Annotated in this window: 21 protein-coding genes; 6 read left to right on the forward strand and 15 right to left on the reverse strand. The window is 66.5% G+C overall.

Annotated elements, in window-relative coordinates:
* The 4 genes from J0I42_RS14275 to J0I42_RS14290 all read right to left on the reverse strand — a co-directional run.
* The coding region (locus tag J0I42_RS14275) for a GNAT family N-acetyltransferase (protein WP_291655678.1) at window positions 1-956 on the reverse strand (956 nt) is incomplete at its 3' end.
* Window positions 953-1279: a hypothetical protein gene (locus J0I42_RS14280; protein ID WP_291655679.1), complete on the reverse strand. Its 327-nt coding sequence runs from the start codon at window positions 1277-1279 to the stop codon at window positions 953-955. The genes J0I42_RS14280 and J0I42_RS14275, both read right to left, overlap by 4 nt.
* The gene (locus J0I42_RS14285; RefSeq protein ID WP_291655680.1) at window positions 1276-2115 is read right to left on the reverse strand and encodes an isocitrate lyase/PEP mutase family protein; all 840 of its coding nucleotides are present in this window, start codon (window positions 2113-2115) and stop codon (window positions 1276-1278) included. Before J0I42_RS14285 ends, J0I42_RS14280 begins: the two co-directional genes overlap by 4 nt.
* A gap of 332 nt (window positions 2116-2447) precedes the next feature.
* The gene (locus J0I42_RS14290; protein ID WP_291655681.1) at window positions 2448-4280 is read right to left on the reverse strand and encodes an IlvD/Edd family dehydratase; all 1833 of its coding nucleotides are present in this window, start codon (window positions 4278-4280) and stop codon (window positions 2448-2450) included.
* A gap of 255 nt (window positions 4281-4535) precedes the next feature.
* On the opposite strand from J0I42_RS14290, the gene J0I42_RS14295 reads away from it, so the two are divergent.
* Entirely contained in the window at window positions 4536-5720 is a 1185-nt protein-coding gene (locus J0I42_RS14295) for a pyridoxal phosphate-dependent aminotransferase (protein WP_291655682.1), read from the forward strand.
* 151 nt (window positions 5721-5871) lie between these two features.
* Here the strand turns inward: J0I42_RS14295 and J0I42_RS14300 are convergent, their stop codons facing one another.
* Entirely contained in the window at window positions 5872-6681 is an 810-nt protein-coding gene (locus tag J0I42_RS14300; RefSeq protein ID WP_291655683.1) for a DUF3108 domain-containing protein, read from the reverse strand.
* Between the two features lie 288 nt (window positions 6682-6969).
* On the opposite strand from J0I42_RS14300, the gene rpmB reads away from it, so the two are divergent.
* Window positions 6970-7257, forward strand: a complete 288-nt coding sequence (gene rpmB, locus J0I42_RS14305; RefSeq protein WP_291655684.1) for a 50S ribosomal protein L28 — start codon at window positions 6970-6972, stop codon at window positions 7255-7257.
* A gap of 177 nt (window positions 7258-7434) precedes the next feature.
* Here rpmB and J0I42_RS14310 read toward each other — a convergent pair whose 3' ends face one another.
* The 10 genes from J0I42_RS14310 to J0I42_RS14355 all read right to left on the reverse strand — a co-directional run bounded on the left by J0I42_RS14310 (window position 7435) and on the right by J0I42_RS14355 (window position 19997).
* On the reverse strand, window positions 7435-8433 hold the full coding sequence (locus J0I42_RS14310) for an esterase-like activity of phytase family protein (protein ID WP_291655685.1): 999 nt from the start codon (window positions 8431-8433) through the stop codon (window positions 7435-7437).
* The gene (gene cobT / locus J0I42_RS14315; RefSeq protein ID WP_291655686.1) at window positions 8433-10325 is read right to left on the reverse strand and encodes a cobaltochelatase subunit CobT; all 1893 of its coding nucleotides are present in this window, start codon (window positions 10323-10325) and stop codon (window positions 8433-8435) included. The genes J0I42_RS14310 and cobT overlap by 1 nt, the downstream gene beginning before the upstream one ends.
* Window positions 10326-10353: 28 nt before the next feature.
* Entirely contained in the window at window positions 10354-10704 is a 351-nt protein-coding gene (locus J0I42_RS14320) for a GFA family protein (protein ID WP_291655687.1), read from the reverse strand.
* Between the two features lie 16 nt (window positions 10705-10720).
* A complete protein-coding gene (gene cobS / locus J0I42_RS14325) occupies window positions 10721-11704 on the reverse strand; it encodes a cobaltochelatase subunit CobS (protein ID WP_291655688.1) in 984 nt (327 codons plus the stop codon).
* 152 nt (window positions 11705-11856) lie between these two features.
* Entirely contained in the window at window positions 11857-13017 is a 1161-nt protein-coding gene (locus J0I42_RS14330) for a glycosyltransferase family protein (protein WP_291655689.1), read from the reverse strand.
* Window positions 13014-14264, reverse strand: coding sequence for a glycosyltransferase (locus J0I42_RS14335; protein WP_291655691.1), 1251 nt, complete (start codon window positions 14262-14264; stop codon window positions 13014-13016). The genes J0I42_RS14330 and J0I42_RS14335 overlap by 4 nt, the downstream gene beginning before the upstream one ends.
* Window positions 14261-14923 (reverse strand): class I SAM-dependent methyltransferase, encoded by a 663-nt coding sequence (locus J0I42_RS14340; RefSeq protein WP_291655692.1) that lies wholly within the window; start codon window positions 14921-14923, stop codon window positions 14261-14263. The genes J0I42_RS14335 and J0I42_RS14340 overlap by 4 nt, the downstream gene beginning before the upstream one ends.
* Before the next feature lie 76 nt (window positions 14924-14999).
* Window positions 15000-16808, reverse strand: a complete 1809-nt coding sequence (locus tag J0I42_RS14345; protein WP_291655694.1) for an adenylate/guanylate cyclase domain-containing protein — start codon at window positions 16806-16808, stop codon at window positions 15000-15002.
* Between the two features lie 16 nt (window positions 16809-16824).
* Window positions 16825-17274, reverse strand: coding sequence for a cyclic nucleotide-binding domain-containing protein (locus J0I42_RS14350; RefSeq protein WP_291655695.1), 450 nt, complete (start codon window positions 17272-17274; stop codon window positions 16825-16827).
* Window positions 17271-19997 (reverse strand): ABC transporter transmembrane domain-containing protein, encoded by a 2727-nt coding sequence (locus J0I42_RS14355; protein ID WP_291655697.1) that lies wholly within the window; start codon window positions 19995-19997, stop codon window positions 17271-17273. Before J0I42_RS14355 ends, J0I42_RS14350 begins: the two co-directional genes overlap by 4 nt.
* Window positions 19998-20327: 330 nt before the next feature.
* Here J0I42_RS14355 and J0I42_RS14360 point away from each other — a divergent pair, with 330 nt between their 5' ends.
* Genes J0I42_RS14360 through J0I42_RS14375 form a run of 4 tightly spaced genes read left to right on the forward strand, consistent with a single transcriptional unit; the run spans window position 20328 to window position 26388 of the window.
* Window positions 20328-22235 (forward strand): ABC transporter ATP-binding protein, encoded by a 1908-nt coding sequence (locus J0I42_RS14360; RefSeq protein WP_465247682.1) that lies wholly within the window; start codon window positions 20328-20330, stop codon window positions 22233-22235.
* Window positions 22232-24199 (forward strand): ABC transporter substrate-binding protein, encoded by a 1968-nt coding sequence (locus J0I42_RS14365; protein WP_291655698.1) that lies wholly within the window; start codon window positions 22232-22234, stop codon window positions 24197-24199. The genes J0I42_RS14360 and J0I42_RS14365 overlap by 4 nt, the downstream gene beginning before the upstream one ends.
* Window positions 24200-24205: 6 nt before the next feature.
* A complete protein-coding gene (locus tag J0I42_RS14370; RefSeq protein WP_291655819.1) occupies window positions 24206-25204 on the forward strand; it encodes an ABC transporter permease in 999 nt (332 codons plus the stop codon).
* Window positions 25201-26388 (forward strand): ABC transporter permease, encoded by a 1188-nt coding sequence (locus J0I42_RS14375; protein WP_291655699.1) that lies wholly within the window; start codon window positions 25201-25203, stop codon window positions 26386-26388. The genes J0I42_RS14370 and J0I42_RS14375 overlap by 4 nt, the downstream gene beginning before the upstream one ends.
* Window positions 26389-26405 lie beyond the last annotated feature (17 nt).

The raw sequence follows: 26405 nt of genomic DNA on the forward strand, positions 1-26405 counted from the left end.
ATCAGCGCGGCCCCGAGCCTGCGCCCGCCGGCCTCGGGCGCGACGGCCACGCTCCAGACGGTGAAATCCTCGGGTTCGATATCGAGCACCAGCGCGGCTTCCAGGTCACCACCCTCGCCTTCCGCGAGCCAGACCTCGTGCTCGGCGACGACCTGCGTGTAATCGGCGATCCGCGGGAGAGACGGCACGCCGATGATGCTCTCGTTCGGCGTATAGGCGGCGTTCTTGAGCGCAAGGATCGCCGGGACATCGGCCAGCCCCGCCCGGCGCAGGGTGACCGCGCCGACATGGCCCCCGGTCTGGTTGAAGGCACCGAGCGAGAGCTTCTGCTGCCCCTGCGCGTCGAAATTGGCCGGCGCCAGCCAGCGGCGGAAAGCCTGGGCCCGCACCGGCCACTCGCCGTCGAGGATCGAGAACCAGGCGGTGTCGCGATTGGCGCCCTTGACCACCATGTGCTGGCGGAAGAGGCCCTCATACTGGAAGCCGAAGCGCAGAGCGGCGCGCTTGGAGGGCTCATTCCGGTTGTTGCACTTCCACTCGTAGCGGCGATAGCCGAGCGAGAAGCCGTAATCGCCGACGAGATAGATCGCCTCGGTCGCCGCCCGTGTCCGCTGCATCGCCGGCGAATAGGTGATCCAGCCGACCTCGAACACGCCGTGCTCGGGCCGGATCTCCATGATCCAGAGATGGCCCTTCGCCTTGCCGTCGGCCTTGTCGATCACGGCGAGCGGCACGATGCCGGCTTTCGCCACCATCGAATCGAGCAGCGCGCGATAGGCTTCCTTGTCCTTCGGCGGCGCGGCCGGCAGCCAGTCCCAGACATCGCCACGCCCGACGTCACAGGCCCAGATGTCGTCGATATGCCTGGCGACATCGAGCGGCTCCAGCCGGCAATACTGGCCTTCCAGGACCTTGGCCGGCGGGAAAGGCGGCGCCTTCCAGTCGAGCGTCGTCATGATGCTGCCTTCCCCTTCCAGCCGGTGAGATCGTGCCGGATCTCCCAGTCCGCACCGAGTTCCCTGGCGATGGCATGGGTCAACGCCGCCCCTTCGGCCTCCCAGGCCAACCGCTCGACGGCATCACCGAAATCGGAAGCCGCCGGCTCGTCCTCGTCATAGATCGCGTCGAAAGCGTCCATCCAGGCTTCGAGACGGTCCGCGAGCTCTTCGGACAGGCCGACATCCTCGGCATCCACGGCCTTGCGCTTGCCCTTGGCGTCGATCTGCCAGAGACCGCTGAGGCCGAGCCATTCCGGCGCGAGCAGGAGCGTACCAGTCATGAGCGCTCCGCCAGATCTTTGGTGAAGAACGGGTTCAGCGGGGCCGAAGCGCCGTTGCCGGCGAAGCCTCTGAAGCTGCCCTCTTCCGCGATCAGGCGCGTCGCCTCGATGAAAGCGGACCAGGCTGCCCGCGCCAGCGCTCCGCCGATCGAGATGCGCCGCGTCCCGGTCGCCGCGATGTCCGCAACCGACAAACCGAAATCGCCATAGATCAGCGTGTTCACCGGCTTGCCGCCAGCCGCCTTGACGACGGCTCCGATATCGGCAGGGGTCTTCGGACCGGGCGCATAGAGCACGTCGGCGCCGGCCGCGGCATAGGCCTCGATCCGCCGCACCGATTCCTTCAGCGCCTCGGGATGGCCCGTCAGAAAGCACTCGGCCCGCGCCGTCAGCACGACGCCCGAGCCGGTCTCGTCGATCGCCCTGCGCGCCGCCTTGACCCGCTCGACCGCGAGCTCGAAGGGGTAGAGCGGCTCGTCCTGGCGCCCGGTAGCATCCTCGATCGACAAGCCCGCGACGCCGGTCGCGACGCAGAGCTTGACGTTGGCGGCGACGCCATCGGGCGTATCGGCATAGCCGTTCTCGAAATCGGCATTGACCGGCAGATCAGGCACTGTCTTCACGATCTCGGCGATATGGGCCAGCATCATGTCGCGCGGCACGTCCTGGTCGGCACGCCCCTGCGTGAAGGCATAGCCCGCACTGGTCGTCGCCAGCGCCTTGAAGCCCTGCCCGCGCAGCCAGCGGGCCGAACCGGAATCCCAGGGGTTGGGCATCACGAAGCAGCCGGCCTCGTGCAGCTTGCGGAAGGCTTCGACCTGAGGGCTCTGCGCCATGTTTAAATCGTTTCAAATGGAAGCGGAACGAATGACTGCCATAGTGTCGAGGGCGAGGTCATTTGTCAGCCCCGGAGGCCGCGCGTCGCGCAGCGAACGCCGATGCGCGGGCGGAATGGCGTAAGGCGCAGCGCGGGCGGGGAGCACGGACGGAAGAGCGCCAATGGACGTGTCATCCCGTACGCGCCGCGACGCGAAGTGCCGCTGCGCGTACGGGATCGTAAGAAGCAAGGGCACCCTTGCCGGGTGGCGGTCCGTGGTCTGCGCCGCGGCATTCACATGCCGCAGCGCGCACGCACGGGGCAAAACCCTTCTCAAACGCGGCAACCCGCTCAGTGGTTGTCGCGCGGAATGCCGAACTTCTTGTGGATCTTCTGGTACTTGACCGCCGGCTTGAGGACCATGCCCTCGGAGAGCTCGTCGACGATCTTGCGCTGGATCTCCTGCCAGGGCGTCTGGCTCTTCGGGTACTTGTAGCCGCCCGCCGCCTTGAACGCCGCCTTGCGCTCGGCCAGTTCCGCATCCGAGATCAGGATGTTGGCCGTGCGCTTCTTGAGGTCGATGCGGACCTTGTCGCCGGTCTTCAGCAGCGCAAGCCCGCCGCCCGTCGCCGCTTCCGGCGAGGCGTTGAGGATGGAGGGCGAGCCCGAGGTGCCGGACTGGCGCCCGTCGCCGACGCAGGCGAGCGCCGTGACGCCCTTCTTGATCAGGTAATCCGGCGGCCGCATGTTCACGACCTCGGCCGCGCCCGGATACCCGATCGGGCCGACGCCGCGGATGAACAGGATGCAGTGCTCGTCGATGGCGAGCGCGGGATCGTCGATGCGGTGGTGGTAATCCTCCGGACCGTCGAAGACGATGGCGCGGCCTTCGAAGGCCATCGGGTCCTTGGGGTTCTCCAGATAGCGCTTGCGGAATTCCGGCGTGATCACGCTGGTCTTCATGATCGCGGAATCGAACAGGTTGCCGGAGAGGTTGAGGAAACCCGACTGCGCCTTCATCGGCTGATCGTAGCTCTTGATCACCTCGCGGGCGATCGAGAAGGCGCCCTTGCAGTTCTCTTCCAGCGTCCGGCCGTTGGCGGTGATCGCGGGCTTGAGCTTGCCCTTCTCGATCAGCTCCGCGATCACGGCGGGCAGGCCGCCGGCGCGGTAATAGTCCTCGCCGAGATATTCGCCGGCCGGCTGCAGGTTCACCAGCAGCGGGATGTCGTAGCCGATCTTGGTCCAGTCCTCGTTGTCGAGCTTGACGCCGATATGCTTGGCGATGGCGTTGACATGGACCGGTGCATTGGTCGAGCCGCCGATCGCCGAGTTGATGACGATGGTGTTCTCGAACGCCTCGCGCGTCAGGATCTTCGAGGGGATCAGGTTCTCCCAGACCATCTCGACGATACGCTTGCCGGTGAGATAGGCCATCTCGTAGCGGTCGCGATAGGGCGCGGGGATCGCGGCCGCGCCGGGCAGCGTCATGCCCATCGCCTCGGCCAGCGAGTTCATCGTCGAGGCGGTGCCCATCGTGTTGCAATGGCCGGCCGAAGGGGCCGACGAAGCGACGAGATCGACGAAGCCCTTATAATCGATCTCGCCGGCGGCCATCATCTGGCGGGCCTTCCAGACGATCGTGCCGGAGCCCGTGCGCTCGCCGCGGAAGGAGCCGTTCAGCATCGGCCCGCCCGGCAGCGCGATTGCCGGAATGTCGACCGTCGCCGCAGCCATGATCTGGGCCGGCGTGGTCTTGTCGCAGCCCGTCGTCAGAACGACGCCGTCCAACGGATAGCCGTAGAGGATCTCGACCAGCGAGAGATATTGCAGGTTGCGGTCGAGCGCCGCGGTCGGCCGCTTGCAGGTTTCCTGGATCGGATGGATCGGGAACTCGAAGGGCACGCCGCCCATCTCGCGGATACCGTCGCGAACGCGCGCGGCCAGCTCGATATGATGGCGGTTGCATGGCGCGATATCGGAGCCCGTCTGGGCGATGCCGATGATCGGCCGGCCCGATTGCAGCTCTTCCCGCGACAGGCCGTAATTCATGGTGCGCTCGATATAGAGCGCCGTCATGTCGGCGTTATCGGGATTGTCGAACCACGCTTTCGAGCGCAGTTGCTCGGGCTTGATGCGCCGAACCGGCTTCTTGCCGGGGGTCTTGCCGGGTGCCTTGGCCATCCGCGTTTCCTCTCGCTCGGTACGGCGCTGGCGGCCGCTTGCCGATCTCACATTCAAACGATTTGAGACTAGCCATCATGCCCATCGCCTACGGCTCGGCAAGGCCCATTCTGACTGATAGTCATACTATTTAATCATGCTGTATGCAGCATGCAACAATCCTGCGATGCGCCGCCCGCGCTTGCCAGCCGCGCCGCTTTGACGCCAAGACAGGCGAGCCGGCCGCCACGCCAACGAAGCCCGAGGAAACGCGCCATGACCCTTCACGTCGTCCCCTCCTTCTCCCGCATCGGCGAGGAGAACGCCTTCGCCGTGCTGGCGCGCGCCACCGAATTGCAGCGCCAGGGCAAGGACATCATCAATCTCGGCATCGGTCAGCCGGATTTCTCGACGCCCGACCATATCGTCGAGGCGGCGGTGAAGGCTTTGCGCGATGGCCATCACGGCTACACCCCGGCCAACGGCATCCTGCCCTTGCGCGAGGCGGTCGCCGCCGACCTGCACAAGCGCTTCGCGGTCGATGTCTCGCCCGAGAGCGTGATGATCGTGCCCGGCGGCAAGGTCACGATGTTCATGGCGATCCTGATGTTCGGCGAACCCGGCGCCGAGATCCTCTATCCGGACCCCGGTTTCCCGATCTATCGCTCGATGATCGAGTATACCGGCGCGACGCCGATCCCGGTGCCGATCCGCGAGGAGAACGGCTTCGCCTTCTCGGCCGAGGAGACGCTGGCGCTGATCACGCCGAAGACCCGGCTCCTCATCATCAACTCGCCGGCGAACCCGACCGGCGGCGTCACGCCCAAGGCCGAGATCGACAAGCTCGTCGCCGGTCTCGCGAATTTCCCCGATGTCGCGGTGATGTCGGACGAGATCTACGACCAGATGGTCTATGACGGCGAGAAGCATGTCTGCCTTCTCAGCTACCCCGAGATCCGCGACCGGCTGATCCTGCTCAACGGCTGGTCCAAGACCTATGCGATGACCGGCTGGCGGCTCGGCTACTCGGTCTGGCCGAAGCCCTTGCTCGACAACGCCCGCAAGCTCGCGGTGAACTCGCATTCCTGCGTCAATGCCCCTGCGCAATGGGCAGGGCTCGCCGCGCTGACCGGCTCGCAGGACGCGGTCCATATGATGCTGGCGGAATTCGACCGGCGCCGGAAGGCTGTGGTCAAGGGCCTGAACGGCCTTCCCGGCGTCTCCTGCATCGAGCCCAGGGGCGCGTTCTACGCTTTCCCGAATGTCTCGCAGACCGGCTGGAAAGCGAAGAAGCTGGCCTCCGCCCTGCTGGAGGAAACCGGCGTCGCCACAATCGGCGGCCCCGATTTCGGCGTTCATGGCGAGGGCTATATCCGCCTCTCCTATGCCAACTCGCTGGAGAACATCGAGAAGGCGCTGGAGCGGATGAAGACCTTCCTCAGCACCGCGAAGGCGGCGTGAGCGCGCGCACCACATTCACGGCCCACGCGGGGCGTCATTCCCGGGCGAGGCGCGGCTTCGACCCGGGAAGCTTATGACCGAAAAGCAGATGGCAAAGAGACGCCGGCTTCCAGGATGCCGCGGTCAAGCCCGAGCCTGACCGCCTTGAGGCTCAGTTCCGCGCGCTGGCGGTCACGCCGGGATCGACCTTGAAGCTCGCGGCCTCGATGACCGCCGTGCCGATCATCGTCTTCACGGAGATGCGCACCGGCACCATGACATCGGTGCCGGCGATCGGCGCGAGCCAGGTCGTGATGTCCCGATTCTCCGCCATGAACTTGGTGCTGGGCCGAAGCGCCCGGTGGCCGGCGATCGGCACGAAGCGCGCCTGGCAGATCGAGACCGGGCCGCTGTAGCCCTCGAGCTTGACGTTGCGCGTGCCGGCACTCGTGAGCTTGATGTCATAGCGCGCTGCGCCGTCGAAGATCGGCAGCGTGCGGTTGCAGGCGCTGTCCCTGCCCTTGCCGTTGACCGGCATCAGGAAGGCGCTGAGCGGATCGACGATATTGCGCTTGTGGCTGTCGTTGAGCGGTACGCGATCGGGCTTCTCGTCGATCGGCGGCTCGATATCGATGCCCGCGACACTGCCCTCGGCCAGCGCCATGCGTACGGTCCGGCTCTCGCTGGAATTGGCGGAGCTGACGGCAAAAGTCTTCGGCGCCAGCCTGCCGCCGACGAGCCCCCCCGTCGCCGCGCCCGAGCCGCGCCCGCCGGTAACGCTCCCGGCGATTCCCGTGAGCTTCGCGGTCATGTCGAGCTTGTAGCCCGAATTGTCGATTCCACCGCTCAGGCTCGCCGTACCCAGGGTGATTCCCAGGAGCGAGACATCGTAGCGCGCGTCGAGCGAGGCCGCACTGGCCCCCGCGCCCAGACCGGCGGCGAGGACGAAGCCTGCGAGGGACGATGCGACGGCGGATTTCATCCATTGCCTCCGGAACGGCGCGATTCTGCGCTGAATGCACTCTGAATCGGCCCGAATCGTGACCGGCTCCGCCCCACGGCGAAGCGACGGCCGGTTGAAGCATCGGACCCCGATCTTTACACCCCGTTAACGCTGAAGGCCATGTGAACGGCGAACCGAGTTTTCCTTGACGCAAGCCGCAGCCTTGGCTATGGAACCGCGACTTCAATTTGACTTCCGGTGCTCGCCGGCACGTCACGTGTCGGTTTTTTTTGTTTGAGCGCCCCCGGGAACGTAAGGAACGATATCATGGCCCGCCGTTGCGAACTGACCGGGAAAGCCACCCAGACCGGCCACCTCGTCAGCCACTCGAACCGCAAGACGAAGACCGTCTTCCGCCCGAACCTCGTGAACGTCACGCTGCAGTCGGACGCGCTCGGCCGTTCGGTGCGCCTGCGCGTTTCGGCCAACGCCCTGCGTTCGGTCGAACATCGCGGCGGCCTCGATGCCTTCCTGCTCAAGGCTCCGGCCGGCGACCTCTCGAGCGGCGCTGCTTCGCTGAAGCGCGACCTCGAGAAGAAGCTCGCCGCCAACTGAGCGGTTCGCCCTCTCGGGTTTGAAGGAAGCGGCCGCAAGGCCGCTTTTTTCGTTTGGGGCCATACCAGCCGTCATTCTCGGGCGAAGCAAAGCGCAGACCCGAGAATATCCCGACAAGGGAAGGTCCGGCGCCTGCTGGTCGTGAGATGCTCGGGGCAAGCCCGACCATGATGCCGCCTATGGAAGCAGCTCGAATTCCAGCAGCAGCGTGCGCTGGAGGAACGAGAAATTGTCGTCGGAGATCAGGGTAAGGATCGTCTTGTCCTCCTCCAGATGGACCGACAGCCCCTCCATGTTGTCGATTTCAAAGCCGAGGTCGGCCTCGATCAGGCGCTGGCCGTCCACCAGCGCTCCCGGCCGGATGTCGCGCCCGGCGATACGCCTCATCCGCATGCCGACGCCGCGCAGCGGCTGATACCAGCGTTCCAGCACAAGCATGTCGCCGCCGGGTAGAAAGGCGAGATCGGTGATGTCGTAGCCGTCATGCCGGGCGAGCTTGAACAGGCCGGGCTGCGGGCCACCGAGGATGGCACCGAGCGTCGACTCGTCCTCCTTGCCCGAGCGCTCTGCGATCGCGATCAGCGCGCCTTTCAATGGCCCCACTGGCATGACGCCGAGCGCCTCCAGCCCGCGATTGCGCGGCAGGCGCTTGATCTCCGGCGGCACGGGCACCGGTCGCGCACGCGCCTCGACGCCGTCGCGGGCCCAGTCGAAGCGGACAATCTCGTGCTTACGCTCGATCCCGATGAAAGCCACCCCCTCATGGATGCAGAGGCTTTCGGTGTCGTAGAGGCCGGAGCGCGCCAGCGGCCGGCCGGAACCGCCGAGAATCGCCGCCATCTCGCCGTCTTCGAGAGCGGAGAGCTTATCGTCGCGATAAGCGACCTTCGCCGTCAGCCAGTAGCCGCGATCCGTCACCGCGACGAGATCACGTCCGCCATTCAGGCGCGCCAAGCCGGAGAACCCACCGAATCGGGGATGGCCGGACGAGAGCACGAGCCCGCTGCGGAACTGTAGCGCGCCAAAACGGCGCTGCTCCGGCCGGCGCGGCTCGAAAGCCGCGATCGGCCGCGCCGAGATCCCGACGGGAAACCGCGTCTGCTCGATCGCCTGCGCGGCGCCCGGCAGCGCGAACGCGCCGAGCCCTGTCAGGACAGCGCGGCGCGCAAGGCGCATCAATGCCCCCGGCGCTTGGAGCCGGAGCCGGCGGGCCCGTCCTCTTCGAACAGCTCGGCGAGCTTCTCTGTCATCACGCCGCCCAGCTCCTCGGCATCGACGATGGTCACGGCGCGGCGGTAGTAGCGCGTCACGTCATGGCCGATACCGATGGCGATGAGCTCGACCGGCGAGCGTGTCTCGATCTCGGCGATGACATGGCGCAGGTGCCGCTCGAGATAATTGCCGGCATTGACCGAGAGGGTGGAATCGTCGACCGGCGCGCCGTCCGAGATCACCATCAGGATCTTGCGCTGCTCCGCCCGGCCGAGCAGGCGCTTATGCGCCCAGTCCAGCGCCTCGCCGTCGATATTCTCCTTGAGCAGCCCCTCGCGCATCATCAGCCCGAGATTCTTGCGCGCGCGCCGCCAGGGCGCGTCCGCCGCCTTGTAGATGATGTGACGGAGATCGTTGAGGCGGCCGGGATTGGCCGGCTTGCCCGATTGCAGCCAGGCTTCGCGCGACAGCCCGCCCTTCCAGGCGCGCGTCGTGAAGCCGAGCAGCTCGACCTTGACGCCGCAGCGCTCCAGCGTCCGGGCCAGGATGTCGGCGCAGGTCGCCGCGACCGTGATCGGCCGGCCGCGCATCGAACCGGAATTGTCGATCAGCAAGGTGACCACCGTGTCACGGAAATTCGTGTCCGATTCCTGCCGGAACGAGAGCGGCTGGAACGGATCGAGGATGATGCGCGGCAGGCGGGCGGGATCGAGAGCGCCCTCCTCCAGGTCGAATTCCCAGGTGCGGTTCTGCTGCGCCATCAGGCGCCGCTGCAGCCGGTTGGCGAGCCGCGCGACCACGCCCTGGAGATGGGCGAGCTGCTTGTCGAGATAGGCGCGCAAGCGCGTCAGTTCCTCGGCGTCGCACAGCTCCTCGGCGGTGACGACTTCGTCGAACTTCTGGGTATAGGCCTTGTAGTCGGTCTGCGGCCGCTCGTTGCCGCGGCTCTCGCGCGGGCGCGGCGCCTCGCCGGCCTCTTCGGATTCGGAACTCTCGTCCTCCTCGTCCCAGTCGCCGGCCGGCGCATCGGTCGCCTCGGAGGCGCCCTCCTGCAGCTCCTCGGTCGCGTCCTCGCTGACCTCGACCTCGGAGCGGTCGGCACCGCTCTCCTGCTCGGATTCGCCGTCCTGCTGCTGCTGATCCTCGGAGGACTGGTCCTGATTGTCCTCGTCCTCGTCGGACTCGTCGCCCTGCGCCGTCTGCTCGGCCATGTCGAGTGCGGCCAGCATGTCGCGCACCGTGCGGGCGAAGCCGCGCTGGTCCTCGATCGTCCTGGTGAGCCGGTCGAGATCGGCGCCGGCCTTGGCCTCGATCTGCTCGCGCCAGAGCTCGACGACCTTTTCGGCCGCCTTGGGCGGCTTCAGACCGGTCAGGCGCTCGCGTACCATCAATGCCAGCGCATCCTCCAGCGGCGCATCGGCCCGGTCGGTGACCTCCTCATAACGCCCGCCGCGGTGGTAGCGGTCCTCCAGCATCGCGGTGATGTTGCCGGCCATGCCGGACATCCGCCGCGAGCCGATCGATTCGACGCGGGCCTGCTCGACGGCGTCGAACACGGCACGGGCCGCATCGCCCTCGGGCGCGGCGCGGCGGTGGATCGCGGCATCATGGCAGGCAAGCCTGAGCGCCATCGAATCGGCATGGCCGCGCAGGATCGCGACATCGCCGGGGCTGAGCTTGCGCGGCGGCTCGGGCAGGCGCGCCCGCTCACCGACGAGCGAGGGCTTGTCGGCGGCGAAGACGATTTCCATCTCCGGCTTGCGCGCGATCGCCTTCATCGCGCCGGAGATCGCCCGCTTCAGCGGCTCGGCCGGAGCCTCCTTCGGCGTTCCGGGCTTGCGGTTCGAGATGGACAAGACTGGGCCGTCCTCTGGCTTCGAAGGATTAGCGCGACCGCCCGTCATATTGCGTCGGCGACAATTCGGTTGGCTCGACACCGGCAAGGCAGCGCACGTTGACCGCGACCATCGGCGTGCCATCGGGTCCATTCGCCCTGGCGAAGGACTCGATGCCGCAGGTCTCGCAGAACAGATGCTGGATCTTCTGCGTATGGAAGCGGTACTCGGTCAGCGCGTCTTCACCCTTGGTCAGGGTGAAGGCACTGGCGGGTGAGAACGTGAGGATGGAGCCGCGGCGCTGGCAGTACGAACAGTTGCAGGCAATCGTCCGTCCAAGATCGGCCTCGACCTCGAAGGCGACCCGCCCGCAGTGACAGCTTCCCTGATACTGCGCCATAGCTCCTGTCCTCCTGTTAGCTGAGCACCACGTTCGCGGCGCTCTCCGGCAGTTCCTTGCCGAAGGAGCGCTGGAAGAACTCGGCCACCAGCGTGCGCTCCATCTCGTCGCACTTGTTCAGGAAGGTGACGCGGAAGGCGAAGCCGATATCGCCGAAGATCGCCGCGTTCTCGGCCCAGGTGATGACCGTGCGCGGGCTCATCACGGTCGAGAGATCGCCGTTCATGAAGGCGTTGCGGGTGAGATCGGCGACGCGGACCATCTTGTTGATGACGTCCTTGCCGTCCGGCGTGTTCTGATAGTGCTTCGACTTGGCCAGAACGATCGCGACTTCGTTGTCGTGCGGCAGATAGTTCAGCGTGGTGACGATCGACCAGCGGTCCATCTGGCCCTGGTTGATCTGCTGGGTGCCGTGATAAAGGCCGGACGTATCACCGAGGCCGACCGTGTTGGCGGTGGCGAACAGGCGGAAGGCCGCATGCGGGCGGATGACGCGCTTCTGGTCGAGCAGCGTCAACTTGCCCGACTGCTCCAGCACGCGCTGGATCACGAACATCACGTCCGGGCGACCGGCATCGTATTCGTCGAAGACGAGCGCGATGTTGTTCTGCAGCGCCCAGGGCAGGATGCCGTCCTGGAACTCGGTGATCTGCTTGCCTTCCTTCAGCACGATCGCGTCCTTGCCGACGAGGTCGAGGCGCGAGACGTGGCTGTCGAGGTTGACGCGGACGCAGGGCCAGTTGAGGCGGGCGGCGACCTGCTCGATATGGGTCGACTTGCCGGTGCCGTGATAGCCCGAGATCATGACGCGGGGGTTATGCGCGAAGCCGGCGAGGATCGCGATCGTGGTGTCGCGGTCGAAGCGGTAATCCGGGTCGAGGTCCGGCACATGCGGATCGGCTGCGGAGAAGGCCGGCACTTCGAGATCCGAATCGATCCCGAAAGTCTGGCGCACGGACAGCTTCATGTCGGGCAGGCCGGGCGCAGTCGTCGTCGTCATCATCTTGTCTCCAGGCAAAGGGCCATGACCGGAATTCGCCGGTTAACCCAGAGCCGACCGAGGAGGGAGGCGGATCGTCCCTCATTAGAGCGAAAGACCGGAAGCGGCAATTCGCAAAGCTGCACCCCGGCCCTCGCAAAGGGCATGCCGGCTCAGAGGCGCGCGCGCCCGGCCGCCTCGGCAAGAAGCTCGGTCACGATCGCAGCCGAGCGGGCCGCGCCCTCGCGGTCGAGCGGCAGGACCGGCGGCCGAGAGCCGACGGCTTCCCCGACAGCATCCGCCAGCGCCACGGCATCCCCCACGAAATCACCCGACAGCCGGAAACAGCGCGCCAGCCCCGCCCGCTCCATCGCCTCGGCCCGGACGGTCTGTTCGGTCTCGTTGCCGGCATCGAAGGGCACGACGATCGCCGGTCGCCCGGCTGCGACGAGATCGAGCACGGTGTTGTAGCCGGCCTGGCTGATCGAGACCGCGCAGCCGGCGAGCAGCGCCGGAAAGTCCGGCCGCGCCCGCTCGATCACGACCTTGTCGGGAGCGTCGGCCGCCAGCAGCGCCAGATCGGTATCCGCCATGCCGCGCCCGGCGAGAAGCCGCCAGCGTCGCCCGGAACGGTCGAGCCGCGCCGCCGCGACCGCGCAGGCGAAAAGCGGCAGGGCCGCGGCCGAGCCGCCACCGGAGACGATGACCTCGCCATTGTCCTGTGCGGTGCCGACCGGCCGATCATCGGCGAGATAGCCGGTATAGCGCAATTTCGCCGCGAGCCCCTCGCCCACTGGCCATGACCGGTCGAGCGGCAGGAAACCGGCGTCGCCATGGACCAGGACCGCGTCGAACACCCCGGCGATCCGCTCCTCGGCTTCGGCGATCCGGTCGGGCCGCGGCGTCACCAGAACGTCGCGCACAGAGGACAGAACCAGCGCCTCGGGCCGCGCCGCCTTCACTGCCGCGATCAGTGCGAGGAACTCCCCGGCGAGTTGCCGTCGCCCGAAGGGGAAGTGCTCGACGATAACCACATCGGGCCGCAATCGCGTCGCCAGCTCTGCGAGCATGGCGATGCGGGCAGTCTTCCGCTCCGGATCGATCGGCTCGCCGGCCTCGTCGAGGAGCGTCCGGAAGTCGGTGCCTTCGGTCCTGATCGGCGGCAATTGCACGAAAGCGAAGGGCTCGCCATCCATCACGCGCAACGGCATGCCGCCGCTGGCCAGCGTCGCGGAGAAACCGCCTTGCACTAGTGCCCGCGCCAGATTCGCCGCACGGACGAGATGGCCGCTGCCGAGCAGATGCGTCACGGCGATCAGAACGGAAGCGCTCATGCCCCCTCACCCGCCGAGCGCTTCAGCATCCCGGCGATCCGATCGAGACCGGCCTGCGCCGAGAAGGCGTCCGTCAGGCGCGCATAAGCCGCCTCGCCCAACGCCGCTCGTTTCCCGGGCGCCCCGGCGAGTTCACCCAGCGCGGCCGCCAGGGCCGGGACATCTCCCGGCGGGACCAGCAGCCCCTCTGCGCCGTCGCGCACGAATTCCGGAATCCCCGCGAAATCGGTCGCGACGATCGGCAGGCCCTGACTTGCCGCCTCCATCACCACATTGGGCAGGCCATCGCGGTCGCCGTCGCCCGCCTCTTTCGAGGGAAGCACGAAGACGTCGGCAGTGCGCAAGGCGGCGATGACCTCGTCCTGCGCCTTCGGCCCGGCCCAGACGATCCGGTCGTCGAGCCCCAGCGTCCGCGCCTGCGCCTGCAGGGCCTTGAGCTTCTCCCCCCCGCCGATATGCGTCAGCCGCCAGTGCAGCGCTGCCGGCAGCCGGGCCAATGCCTCCAGCAGATCGTCGAAACCCTTCTTCGCCACCGCTCTTCCGATGGTGACGAAGCGCGCGGGGTCGGCCGGATCCGTGCCATCGCGCGCCGATCGCGGTCCCGGCGCCGGAAAGCGCGCAAGATCGAGCCCGTGATAGAGCAGCCCGACCTTGTCCGGCCGGTCGGAAAGCCGCTCCAGCTCGCGATGCCCGTCGCGCGTGCAGGTGACGCCCCAGGCGGCAGAGGCGATCTTCTCGCGCTTTTCCCAGTCTTCGGTTGTCCAGATGTCCTTGGCATGGGCCGAGAACGACCATGTCAGGCCGCCGAGCAGGGCGGCATAGCGGATCACCGAAGCCGGGGTATGCAGATAGTGCACATGCAGGTGCCCGATATCATCGGGCAATTCATGCGCCATCACGCAGGCTTGCCCGAAGCGGCGCCAGCGGTTGCGTGTCCGGTCGCGGGCGAGATCGCGCAGGAAGACTGGCAGCAAGCGCAGCAGGCCCGGCCGCAGCAGCGCGGCAAGCATCCCGCGCACCACGCGAGCCGGCTCGTCATGCAGATATTCCGGCAGGTAGCGCACCGGCGCCGTGATCTGATGGTGCATCAGATGCTTCGCCGCATCTGTCGGATGGCGCAGCGACCAGATTTCGAAGGGCAGCCCGCGCTGCTGTAAACCCAGCAATTCCTGCGCGATGAAAGTCTCCGACAGCCGCGGATACCCTTTCATCGCCACCGCGATGCGCGGCGCCTCCCCCGCCGTCATCGCCGCCCGATCAGCATGAAGCGCGTATAGTTCTTCGTCGGCCGCGCGCCTGAGAACCAGATATCCGCCAGTCCCACCTGCTCGCGGAAGGCGTCGAGCGAGGGCACACAGCTCCGGTGGTCCGGCTCGCGGAAATAGTCGTTGGACTGCAGCACCAGCGGCAGGCCCTTCGGCAAGGTCGCCAGCCAGCCAGGCACATCGTCGAGATGCTCGCAGCTCGTATTGACGATGAGCCCCGGCAGGGTCGACTGCGCTGCGAAATCCATCGCCATCATGTCGGCCGTCACCGCCCGGAACCGCCCCGCCGCGACATGGCGATGGTTCAGGATCTCCGCGACCGCTGCGCAGGAGGGGTCGATATCGAGGCTGACGATTTCGGAGATCGCGAGCCTTTCATCGTCGAGCAGCAGCGCGCCGAGCACGCCATACCAGGCGCCCAGCACCCAGACCGGCCCCGCAGGCTTCGGACAGGCCTGCGCCAACGCCTCGACCAGCCATTGCTTCGAGGCGATCTGCTTGTGGTTGCAGGCGATCGAGAGATCGGCTGGCGCGCCCTTGCCGTAAAGCCGCGCGACATCGGCGACGATGCGGTTGCCCGAGAGCGCCGCCATGCCGCGCAGCAGGTCGTGAAAGGCCTCTTGGGGCGGTTCGGGCATCATGGGTTGGTCGTCATCCGGAAAAGCCGGCGGACCATAGACATGCGCGCCCGGAAAAAACCAGCCGCCTGCACAAGGGTCAGCCCTTTTCGTTCGCCTCGCCCTGCTCCTGCACCACCTCTGCCGGCGTGGTCACCTCGCCCCCCGCGACCACGGGCGCGGGCATCGCCACGTCCTCCCGCTTGCGGCGGGCGATTTCCGGCGCGCTGGCGAAGCCATAGGCCGTCAACGGCTTCTCCCGTCCCTTGATGGCGATCTTCAGCGTCGTCGTGCCGGCATAGCTGCGTCCGCTCGCCCGGATCGTGTCCTCGGAGACGACGATATCGGCAAGCACGCGCCGCGTCGCCGACTCGAGCTGGCTTGCGACCATCACGGTCTGGCCGACCGTGATCTCGCGCCGGCCGAGATTGTCGTTCTCGACCGCACCGGTGATCGCATCGCCGGTATGGATGCCGATGCCGATCCGGAGCGGCAGAGGCAGCGCCGCGCCGTACTCGCGATTGAGCGCATCGACCGCGCGCACGATGTCCCCCGCAGCGGTGATCGCGGCTTGCGCCCCTCGGGCCGGCGGACCCTCGAGACCGAATACCGCCATGAAACCGTCGCCATAGAAGGCGTCGATCCGCCCTTCATGCGCGGTGATCGCCTGCCCCATCTCGTCGAAGAAACGATTGAGCAGGCCGATCAGCTCGCGCGGCAATTGCCGCTCGGAGAGAGCGGAGAACGCCCGGAGATCGGCCACGACGACGGTCAGACCGCGCTTGCCAGCGGCGTCGTTCAGCTCGAACGCGCGCGTCGCGCCGGCATTCAGCCGCGAGGCCAGCAGAATCTGTACCTGCAGATCCTCGCGCGGCCGGATCTGGCAGGCGAGTCGGACGCCTTCGGGAGCCGATATCCGCCGCAGCAGCTTGGCCTCGTTCGGGCCCGGCCTCGGCAGCTTGTCGTTGCCGTCCATCACCAGCACGCGGCAGGTCGCGCAGCGCGCCCGTCCACCGCAGAGCGCGGCATGGGGAATACCGAAGCGCCGGAACATCTCGAGCACCGTCGGCCCCGGCGCCAGCCTGCGCGTGCCGTGGCCGACGAAGCGCACCGTGATCTGGCGTGTCGTCCGCACCCGGATCTCGCGAATGCCGATGAACAGCAGGAAGGAGGCGACAAGGCCGTAGAAGGCGCCCTTCCCCCACATGACATCGCGGACGAACATCGCCGCCTGCGCATCGCTGACCAGTTCGGCCGGCAGCGCCATCTGCTTGGCCTCGCGCGCGCCGACGGAGAAACCGATGATGGCGAGAAGCGGGATCAGGATCGCCATCAGCAGGAAGGGATCGCGCCAATGGCGATAGCTGTCGCGGGCGCGCAGCATGAAATGGATGCCGAGGATGCCATGCGTCCAGACCAGCAGCAGCAGCAGCGACTGCGTCAGCGCGGCGCCCGGCCAGAGCCGGCGCAGGACCGAACGATAGCCCTCGTCAGCACCGAAATAGATGCCCATCACCCGCGTACCGATGATGTGGTCGACCAGCAGCAGCGGGATGGTGAGGCCGAGCGCGATCTGCAGCATCTCGCGCAGCGGCATCTTGAAGGTGCGGCGTTGCACCACCCGCAGCAGCGCGAAGACCGGATGGACGATCAGCGCACCGTAGAGCACGGCCGTTCCGAGCCGGGAATGCCAGAAGCCGTAGCGCCAGTCCTGGACCTTCTCCATGGCCTCGAGACCGAAGATGCCGACGGCGTGATTCAGGAAATGGGTCGTCGCGAAGGTAAGCAGGATCAGCCCGGAAACGAAGCGGATATCCCGGTTCCAGGACGAGACCTGGTCCATGCTCGCCCCCATGCCGCCGCGCGACATTCCGGTGCGGCTCGTGCCTGCAGCTTGCGGCCGGTTCATGCGCTGATCGACCTCGTCAAACGGTTTCGTGCTCGCGCAGCAGGACGGAGGCGAGCCGGTGAACGCGGGCCGCCAGATCGCGGCAGACCGCCAGGCTGAACTCTGGAACGGTCTGGAGCAGTTCGAAGAACAGATCCTTGGGAATCCGCAGTGCCAGAACCCGCGACTTGGCGCTGATGGTGGCGATGAAGGGCTGGCCGCTCAGCAGGGCCACATCACCGGTGATGGTCCCGGTGTCCTTGAGGAAGCGCCGCTCCTCGCCGTTCTCGCGCGGCTGCAGGATCTCGACCTCGCCCTCCATGATGACGTAGACGCCCGAGAGCTTCTCCTGGGGGCTGATCAGGACGGCACCCGGCTCGAACTGCAGCCGCTCGCCCATCAGGGCGACGAGCTTGAGCCGCGATGCCGGCATGTCCTGAAACAGCGGGATGCAACGCAGACAGCCGATATCGGTTTCCAGACTCATGATCGCGCCTCCATTCGCCCGGGGTTCTCGAAGCGCGGCGCCCGCCTGTTCACCGCATCGGGCGCGCCCTGCGCTTCGACCGTCCCCGTCGCTCCGTGGAACACCACCCGTTGCGGGGCCTCTCCTGCAAGTTTAGCATCTCCGACCAGAAGAAACAGCGTCATGTCCGCGCAATAGCCCTCCAGCCGGGCGACGATCTCCTCGGAATCGTCCGAAATCGCGAGCAGGGCGGAAATGTCGAGCACCGCGATCTGCGGCGCCTTGACCAGCGCCTGCACGAGCGGGATCGCCTGGCGCAGCCGGGCCGGCAGGTAGCGCCCGCGAATACCACTCTCGGTATCGAGGCCTAGCCGGTACAGCGCCTCGCCCAGCCCCGAGCGGGCCAGCGCCTGCAGCACGATCTCCCCGACCTTGCGCGCGGCATCGGGCACGCCGTAGCCGATGCGCCCGAACATCAGGTTGTCGCGCACGCTGGCACCGACCATCACCTTGTCGGGATCGTAGAAGTCGACATCGTCGGCCGCATCCGCCGGCAGATGCTTGCGGAAGCTCTCCCGCGCCCGCAGGACGCGCCGCTCCAGGCGGGCATCGATGAGGTTCAGCCTGTGCTTGGGCTCGATATAGCCCAGTGCTAGCGCCACGAGATCGCGCTCCGTCTCCTGGTCGAGCGGATTGCGCATGTCGTGCTTGGCCAGCAGGTCCGCCAGCTCGTTCAGGCGCTCGAACTCGAAATTCGCGCCGAAGGAATAGCGCTCGAACAGCGCATGGCCCTGCGGCAGGCCGGCAAAGATTTCGACGACGGTCGCGACGATGCGCGCGCCCATCTCGGCCAAAGGCTCGACCAGTGCCTCGGCTTTCAGGATCGACTGGGCGTAGGGTTCGAACAGCAGGGTCGCGCTGTCGAAGCGCATCGTGGTTCGCGTCCCGAAGATCAGGTTCTCGACGATCGGCGCATTGCGATTGTAGCGGTCGAGCACGAAGGGTTCGATCAGATCGCTCTGCTTGATCCGCACGAGCTCGGCCGCGACCACCCGGCGCGCCGTGATGAGGCGCTCGATCGCCTGTTCGCTGACGGGGCGCATCACCTTGCCGCCGAGCCCGAGCTCGTAGACCTCCTGCGTGCAGCCGAAGAGGTCGAGCAGTTCATGGACCCGGGCTCCGAGCTCGGCCGCGTCCGCCACGCCGACCCCGGCATAATCCGTCCAGTCGGCTTCGAACGGGAAAGGCGAGTTGCCGGAGCGGATCGCCTCGACGAAACGGCGGTGCTCGGGCGCGGATATCCCGCCTTCAGCCTTCAGGTCGGGGCGCCGGCGCCGGAGCGGCAGGAGGATGTTGTCGCGCATCGAGCCCGCGATGATCTCGGGCTCGTCGCCGGAATAGCCGATGATATGGCTCGCCCGCTCGACCGACATGCCCGCGAGCGGCTCGCCGTCGATCAGCACGCGGCCCGTATAGCTCGTCGCCTGCCTGCCGAGAATCCGGCCGAGCACGTCCTTGCCACCCCCCTGCGGGCCGATCACCGCGGCGACGCCCGGCCGCGTCAGGGTGAACGAGAGCGGCGTCAGCAGCGGCTGGCCGCGGTTATCCAGCATCTGCACGGATTCGAGCCGGATCTCGCCCTTCTCCGGCAGGGTCGCGACGCCGTTCTCCTCTTCGAGGACGAGGGTCTCGTCGCTGTTGAACTGGGAGATGACCTGATCGTATTTGATCGTCACGTCGTTGCGCTGCTGGTCCCAGTCGATCAGCTCCTTGATCGGCGGCGGCAGGTCGCGATAGGCGGCGATCACCGCAACGAGCTGACCGATATCGAGCCGCCCCTGCAATGCGAAGAAGCCGCCGATGGAGTAGAAGAAGAACGGCGTGATCTGCGCGAGCAGGTTGTTCAGGAACTTGACTGCGAATTTCCGTTTGTAGAGCGCGTAGCGGATATCGAAGAGTCGCCCGAGACGCCCTGCGATGTCGGACTGGACATAGGCCGTGGCGCCGTGGCCCTGGATCATCGGGCCGGCATCGACGATCTCGCCGATTCGGCCCGCGAGCTGGCGCGAGGCGATCTGGCGCTCGCGGCCGAGCCGGAGTTGCTCGCGCCGCAGGATCGGGATGATGATTGCCTGCGCCAGCACGATCAGAAGCGCGATCGAGCCCAGCCAGAAGCTCTGCGCCATGATGAAGACGAGTGCCGTCAGCGCCTGGCTGAGCAGGAAGACCGGCTGGATGAAGGCATCGCCGACGAAGCCGCCGATCGGCTCGACCTCGTCCTTGATCATGCTGGCGATCTCGGCCGGCTTGACCGAGCGGATCTCCTCGGGCCGGAACCGCATGAGCTGGCTGAACAGGTCGTAGCGCATGCGCCTCAGCATCCGCTCGCCCAGAATGCCCTTGCGTACGTTGATGACATATTTGAAGGCGCCGTTGATCAGCACCAGCAGCAGGAAATAGCCGCTCAGGCCGATCAGCAGGCCGTACTGGCCGACCTCCACGCCCTCCGACAGCCTGTAGCTCGCCCCACCGAGCCATGACGGCAGATGCAGGGTGAAATCCATCAATGTCGCGGTAGTCCGGCCGTCCTTGAAGGCACCGCCCTGAATCGCGTCGTTGACGATGCGCTTGGGCACGTCGAACGAGGCCCAGTTGAACGGGATCGAGACCAGAATGATCAGCAGGACGACGACCTGCTCGGCCCGGCTCTTCTGCCAGATGTAACGGAAGAGATTGGTCTCCAAAGGGCAACCCTGTACCGAAGCGCTCGCGGCGCGACCTCGACCGGGTCCGGCGGGCCCGAAGCGACCATATGTGGTGAGGTTGCGGCCGAGTGCAATGCGCGCCGCGACGGGCCCGTCCAGCTCCGCGTCGCGCCGTGCCGCCCCCATGCGATAATCGCACATATGTGATCGCCGCCGTGGCCCTGCCGGAAGCGTCGCGGCGACCGGCTGCGGCACGGCCCTGCGTCGCAGGAGTGTCACCCGCACCGGGCGATAATGCCGCAGACGTCGAAAGCGATTGGCAAGCCGTTGCTTTCGACGTCTAGTGACGTGAGGACAGCTGTGGAGGCGATGAGGCTTCCGGGACTTATCGACGAGAGCATGGACATCCTGCGGATCAGCGACCTGCGTATCGGCTTCACGATCCACGGCCTGTCCCGTGACGTCGTGAAGGGCGCGAGCCTGCGCGTCCCTGCCGGCAAGACCGTCGCGCTCGTCGGCGAATCAGGCTCGGGCAAAACGGTGATCTCGCAGGCCATCATGGGTCTCCTGCCCCGCGCCGGCAGCATCACCGGCGGCGAGATCCTGTTCCGCGATCCCTTGGCTCCCGAGACCGTCGTCGACATCGCGACGCTGCCGGCCGAAGGCGAGGGCATCCGGGCGCTGCGCGGCGGGCGCATCGGCATGATCTTCCAGGAGCCGATGTCCTCGCTCTCGCCGGTCCATACGATCGGCAACCAGATCGAGGAGGCGTTGCTCCTGCACCGGCCGATGCCGAAGGCCGAGGCGCGCGAACTGATCGAGGCGATGCTGAAGCGCGTCGGCTTCAAGAACCCGAAGCGTGCCTTCGGCCTCTACTCCTTCGAGCTCTCCGGCGGCCTGCGCCAGCGCGCCATGCTCGCCATGGCGCTGATCTGCCAGCCCGCCCTGCTGATCGCCGACGAGCCGACGACGGCACTCGACGTCACCATCCAGGCCCAGGTCCTCGATCTGATGCGCGATCTCCAGGCCGAGATGGGCATGGCGATCCTGCTCATCACCCATGATCTCGGCGTCGTCGCCAACATGGCCGACGAGGTCGTCGTGATCTTCCACGGCGAGATCATGGAGCGCGGCCCGGTCGAGGACATCTTCCGCCGCCCGCGTCACCCCTATCTCAAGGCCCTGCTCGACGCCTCCCCGCATTTCGACATGCAGGACGGCGAACGGCTGGTCGCGTTGCGCGAGGCGCGCCCGCGCCCGGTCGTGGCCTCGCCTCCGCCGACGCCCGCTGCGGACGCGGCACCACTGCTCAGTGTCCGCGGCCTGCACAAGACCTATGTCACGGGCTCGCGCAGCTTCTTCGGCAAGGGCACCCAGACCAGCGTCAAGGCTGTCGACAATGTCGGCTTCGACATCCGGCGCGGGGAATGCCTCGGCCTCGTTGGCGAGAGCGGCTGCGGCAAGACGACCGTCAGCAAGATCGTGATGCGGGCCGTCACGCCCGATTCCGGCGAAGTGATCTTCGACGACGGGCGCGAACGGGTCGACGTGCTCGGCCTCGACGGAGAGGACCTGCGTCGGTTCCGCCCGCGCGTCCAGATGATCTTCCAGGATCCGGTCTCGTCGCTCTCTCCGCGCATGACCGTGATGAACATCCTGCGCGAGCCGCTGGTGATCCACGGCCGCGGCGACCCGGCCGAGCAGAACGAGCGGGTGCGCGGTCTGATGCAGGATGTCGGGCTCGATATCCGCTTCCTCAACCGCTATCCGCATTCCTTCTCGGGCGGCCAGCGCCAGCGCATCGGCATCGCCCGCGCACTGGCGCTCGATCCGGAACTGATCATCTGCGACGAGCCGGTCTCGGCGCTCGACGTCTCCGTGCAGGCGCAGATCCTCAACCTGCTCAAGGATCTCCAGGCCGAGCGCGGCCTGACCTTCCTGTTCATCTCGCACAATCTCGCCGTGGTGAACTACATGGCGGATCGCATCGCGGTGATGGCGAATGGCCGGATCGTCGAACTGGCGCCGCGCCATGCTCTCTTCGCCCGCCCGGCCCATCCCTATACGCGGGCGCTGCTGCGTTCCGTGCCCTTTGCCGATCTCGACCGCAAGCTCGACTTCAAGCTGGCTGCGCCTGGCGGCGCCTCCGACGACAGTCATTGGGGCGCCGCCTTCAGGGTCGGACCGGACGAGACCGCATTGACGCCCCTCCCGCTGGGCGACGGCCATTTCGTTTTGGCGCGGCCGAGCGCCGATATCAGGGAGCTGGTGCCATGACGCAGCGCCGCCCCCCGACCCGCCGGACCACGCTGCTGCTAGGCTCCGCCGCGCTCGCAGGCCTGAGCCTGCCACGCCGTGCGCGCGCAGCGCCTTATGCCGGCCCGGCGATCGACAGCCCGTTCTTCGCCGACAGGATCGCGGCAGGGTCCATGCCCCCGGTCGCCGCGCGCCTGCCGGCCAATCCGCGCATCATCGATCTGGCGGCGCTCGGCCGCGAGCCCGGCCGCCATGGCGGCAATATCCGCATGCTGATGGGCGACCAGCGCGATATCCGCATGATGACGCTCTACGGCTACACCCGCCTGATGGTCTATGACGACAATCTGGAGCTGGTTCCGGACATCCTCGAGAGCTGCGACATCGAGGACGGCCGCATCTTCACGCTCAAGCTGCGCCAGGGCCATCGCTGGTCTGACGGATCGCCCTTCACCACCGAGGATTTCCGCTACTGGTGGGAGGATATCGCCAACAACAAGCGGCTTTCGCCGGGCGGGCCGCCCCAGGCGCTGTTCTCGGCCGGCGAACCGCCCCGCTTCGAAATCCTGAGCGAAACCGAAGTCCGCTATAGCTGGAGGACGCCGAACCCGATCTTCCTGCCGGCTCTGGCCGGTGCGCAGCCGACCTATATCTTCATGCCCTCCGGGTATCTCAAGCAGTTCCACGAGCGCCACGCGCCCAAACATGAACTCGCCCAGCGCGTGAAGGAACACCGCGTGCGCGACTGGGGAGCGTTGCATGAACGCCTGTCCCGCATGTACCGGCCGGAGAATCCGAAGCTGCCGACGCTGGAACCCTGGCGCAACACCACAGCCCTGCCGGCCGAGCAGTTCGTCTTCGAGCGCAATCCCTATTTCCACCGCATCGACAGGAACGGCCGTCAGCTTCCCTATGCGGACCAGGTGACGCTGACGATCGGCACAAGCGCTCTCGTTCCCGCCAAGACCGCGGCCGGCGAGGCCGATCTCCAGGCCCGCTATCTCCGCTTCGACAACTACACGTTCCTGAAGGAAGCCTCGAAACGGATGAATTTCGACGTCCGGCTCTGGAAGCGGGCGGAAGGCGCCTATTTCGCCCTGCTCCCCAACCTGAATGCCATCGACCCGGTCTGGCGCGACCTCAACCGCGACGTTCGCTACCGCCAGGCGATCTCGGTCGCGATCAATCGCAAGGACGTCAACAAGGTCATCTTCTTCGGACTGGCGCGCGAGAGCGGCAACACCGCCCTGCCCGAAAGCCCGCTCTACGACGCGAAGCTCGCCGAACTCTGGACCCAGCACGACCCGGCGCTGGCAAACCGCCTGCTCGACGAGATTGGCCTGACGAAGCGGGACGACGATGGCATCCGCCTGCTCCCGGACGGACGCCGGCTGGAATTCACCATCGAGACCGCCGGCGAGAATACCGAGGAGACCGACATCCTCGACCTGTTGAAGCAGGATTTCTTCGATGTCGGCATGAAGATCTATCCGCGCTCGACCCAGCGCGATGTCTTCCGCCGCCGCATCCTTGCCGGCCAGACCGTGATGTCGGCCTGGGCCGGCATGGACAACGCGCTCGTCACCTCCGACATGGAGCCGGACGCGCTGGCGCCGACCTCTTCGGCCCAGTTCCAGTGGCCGCGCTGGGGCCAGTTCATCGAGAGCAGCGGCCGCGAGGGCGAACGGCCGGCTCTGGCGGAGGTCAACGAACTCGTGCGGCTCTACGAGCAATGGCGCGTCAGCTCGACCCGGGACCAGCGCCGCGCGGTCTGGCACAAGATGCTGGCGATCAATGCCGAGCAGCTCTTCACCATCGGCGTGATCAATAGCACCCTGCAGCCGATCGTCGTCTCCAACGACCTGCGCAACCTGCCCGAGAAGGGCCTCTACAGCTTCGAGCCCGGCGCCTTCATCGGCCGCTACATGCCCGACACCTTCTGGTTCGACCGGCAAAAGACCGATCAGCAAGAGACGAAAGCCTGACGCGTGCTGATCCGCTACATCCTCAAGCGCATCCTGATCATGATCCCGACGCTGATCGTCACCAGCGCGCTGATCTTCACCGTGATCAACCTGCCCGAAGGCGATTATTTCGAGACGCTCGCCGCCGAAATGCAGGCTCAGGGTGAGAAGGCGGACATGAGCCGCATCGAGTTCCTCAAGAAGGAATACGGCTTCGACAAGCCGCCGGTCGAGCGCTACGTCTACTGGGTCGCGGGCCTGCTTCAGGGCGACATGGGCTATTCCTTCGAGTATCAGCGCCCGGTCCGGGAGATCGTCGGCGATCGCTTGCTGCTGACCATGATGGTCTCCTTCGCCACCATCATCTTCACCTGGGTCGTCGCCTTTCCGATCGGCATCTATTCGGCCACGCATCAATACAGTTGGGGCGATTACGGCCTGACCTTCCTCGGCCTCGTCGGGCTTGCCGTGCCGCATTTCCTGCTGGCGCTGGTCTTCATGTATTTCGCCAATATCTGGTTCGGCACCTCGATCGGCGGCCTCGTCGACCCCGCCTATCTCAACCAACCGATGAGCTGGGCCAAGCTCAAATCGGTGCTCGAACACCTCTGGATTCCCGTCATCATCATCGGCGCCGGCGGCACCGCGGGCATGATCCGGGCGCTGCGCGCCAACCTCCTCGACGAATTGCAGAAGCAGTACTACGTCACCGCTCGCGCCAAGGGCCTGCCGCCCGGCAAGGCCCTGCGCAAATACCCGCTGCGCATGTCTCTCAACTTCTTCATCTCGGATATCGGCGATATCCTGCCCTCGATCGTCTCGGGCGCCGAGGTCGTCGCCATCGTGCTCTCGCTGCAGACCACCGGCCCGCTCCTGATCCGTGCCCTGCAGAGCCAGGACATGTATCTCGCCGGCTCCTTCCTGATGTTCCTCTCCTTCCTGACCGTGATCGGCGTGCTGATCTCGGACATTGCGCTCGCCATCCTGGATCCGCGCATCCGCCTTCAGGGAGCCGCGACCAAGTGAAGGCGACGACGCTCAACCATCTGCCGCCGGACGGTGCGCCCCTGCCCCACGAGGTCTCGACGGCTCCTTTCGAGCCCTATGCCACCGAGACGATGACTCCGGAGCAGGAGCGGGTCTATCTCGCCTCGCAATGGCAGTTGATGTGGTGGAAGTTCCGCAAGCACAGGCTCGCGGTCATTTCCGCCTTCGTGATCGTCGCGATCTACGCGATGGCGGCCTTCGCCGAATTTCTCGCGCCCTATCATTACACGACGCGCAATACCGATTTCATCCGGGCGCCCAGCCAGAGCATCCATCTCTTTCACGAAGGCAGCCTCATCGGCCCCTTCGTCTACCCGTATACGATGCGTCTCAACATGGAGAACCTGAAGCGCGAATACGAGGTGGATGCGACCCGCCCGGAGAAGCTGCGCTTCTTCTGCAAGGGCGACGATTATACGTTCTGGGGCCTGATCTCCGGTAATACGCATCTCGTCTGCCCGCCCGAGGGAGGTACCTTCTTCCTGCTCGGCTCGGACCGGCTCGGCCGCGACATGCTCTCGCGCATCCTCTATGGCGGGCGCATCTCGCTCTCCATCGGCCTGCTCGGCGTCTCCGTGTCCTTCGTGCTCGGCGTCATCATCGGCGGCATCGCCGGCTACTATGGTGGCCGCGTCGACCTCTTCGTGCAGCGCATCATCGAGATCGTGCAGTCGCTGCCGCATATTCCGCTCTGGCTGGCACTGGCCTCGATCCTGCCGCCGACCTGGAGCCCGCTCCTGGTCTATTTCGGCATCACCGTGATCCTCGGCCTGATGGACTGGACCGGGCTCGCCCGCTCGGTGCGCTCGAAACTGCTCTCGCTGCGCGAGGAGGATTATGTCGTCGCCGCCCAGCTCATGGGCGCTAAACCGCGCCGCATCATCGCGCTGCATCTCGTGCCCGGCTTCATGAGCCATCTCATCGCGTCGGCCACGATCACCATCCCCAAGACCATCCTCGGCGAGACCGCGCTTTCCTTCCTCGGCCTCGGCCTGAGACCGCCGATCACGAGCTGGGGCGTGATGCTCAACGAGGCCCAGAACATCAATGTGGTGGCGCTCTATCCCTGGCTGCTCTATCCGGTCGTGCCCGTGATCATGATCATCCTGGCCTTCAACTTCCTCGGCGACGGTCTGCGCGACGCGGCCGACCCCTATCGCTGACAGCGTCACCGACACCG

Source organism: Allobosea sp. (assembly GCF_017308015.1).
Lineage (GTDB): Bacteria > Pseudomonadota > Alphaproteobacteria > Rhizobiales > Beijerinckiaceae > Allobosea.

Excerpts from the sequence above, each read along its gene's own strand:
- J0I42_RS14300 (WP_291655683.1), bottom strand. The coding sequence starts at position 6,681 with ATGAAATCCGCCGTCGCATCGTCCCTCGCAGGCTTCGTCCTCGCCGCC.
- J0I42_RS14345 (WP_291655694.1), bottom strand. The coding sequence starts at position 16,808 with ATGAACCGGCCGCAAGCTGCAGGCACGAGCCGCACCGGAATGTCGCGC.
- J0I42_RS14360 (WP_465247682.1), top strand. The coding sequence starts at position 20,328 with ATGAGGCTTCCGGGACTTATCGACGAGAGCATGGACATCCTGCGGATC.
- J0I42_RS14280 (WP_291655679.1), bottom strand. The coding sequence starts at position 1,279 with ATGACTGGTACGCTCCTGCTCGCGCCGGAATGGCTCGGCCTCAGCGGT.
- J0I42_RS14290 (WP_291655681.1), bottom strand. The coding sequence starts at position 4,280 with ATGGCCAAGGCACCCGGCAAGACCCCCGGCAAGAAGCCGGTTCGGCGC.
- J0I42_RS14340 (WP_291655692.1), bottom strand. The coding sequence starts at position 14,923 with ATGATGCCCGAACCGCCCCAAGAGGCCTTTCACGACCTGCTGCGCGGC.
- J0I42_RS14295 (WP_291655682.1), top strand. The coding sequence starts at position 4,536 with ATGACCCTTCACGTCGTCCCCTCCTTCTCCCGCATCGGCGAGGAGAAC.
- J0I42_RS14350 (WP_291655695.1), bottom strand. The coding sequence starts at position 17,274 with ATGAGTCTGGAAACCGATATCGGCTGTCTGCGTTGCATCCCGCTGTTT.
- J0I42_RS14320 (WP_291655687.1), bottom strand. The coding sequence starts at position 10,704 with ATGGCGCAGTATCAGGGAAGCTGTCACTGCGGGCGGGTCGCCTTCGAG.
- J0I42_RS14310 (WP_291655685.1), bottom strand. The coding sequence starts at position 8,433 with ATGCGCCTTGCGCGCCGCGCTGTCCTGACAGGGCTCGGCGCGTTCGCG.
- J0I42_RS14365 (WP_291655698.1), top strand. The coding sequence starts at position 22,232 with ATGACGCAGCGCCGCCCCCCGACCCGCCGGACCACGCTGCTGCTAGGC.
- cobS (WP_291655688.1), bottom strand. The coding sequence starts at position 11,704 with ATGACGACGACGACTGCGCCCGGCCTGCCCGACATGAAGCTGTCCGTG.
- J0I42_RS14330 (WP_291655689.1), bottom strand. The coding sequence starts at position 13,017 with ATGAGCGCTTCCGTTCTGATCGCCGTGACGCATCTGCTCGGCAGCGGC.
- J0I42_RS14335 (WP_291655691.1), bottom strand. The coding sequence starts at position 14,264 with ATGACGGCGGGGGAGGCGCCGCGCATCGCGGTGGCGATGAAAGGGTAT.
- J0I42_RS14285 (WP_291655680.1), bottom strand. The coding sequence starts at position 2,115 with ATGGCGCAGAGCCCTCAGGTCGAAGCCTTCCGCAAGCTGCACGAGGCC.
- rpmB (WP_291655684.1), top strand. The coding sequence starts at position 6,970 with ATGGCCCGCCGTTGCGAACTGACCGGGAAAGCCACCCAGACCGGCCAC.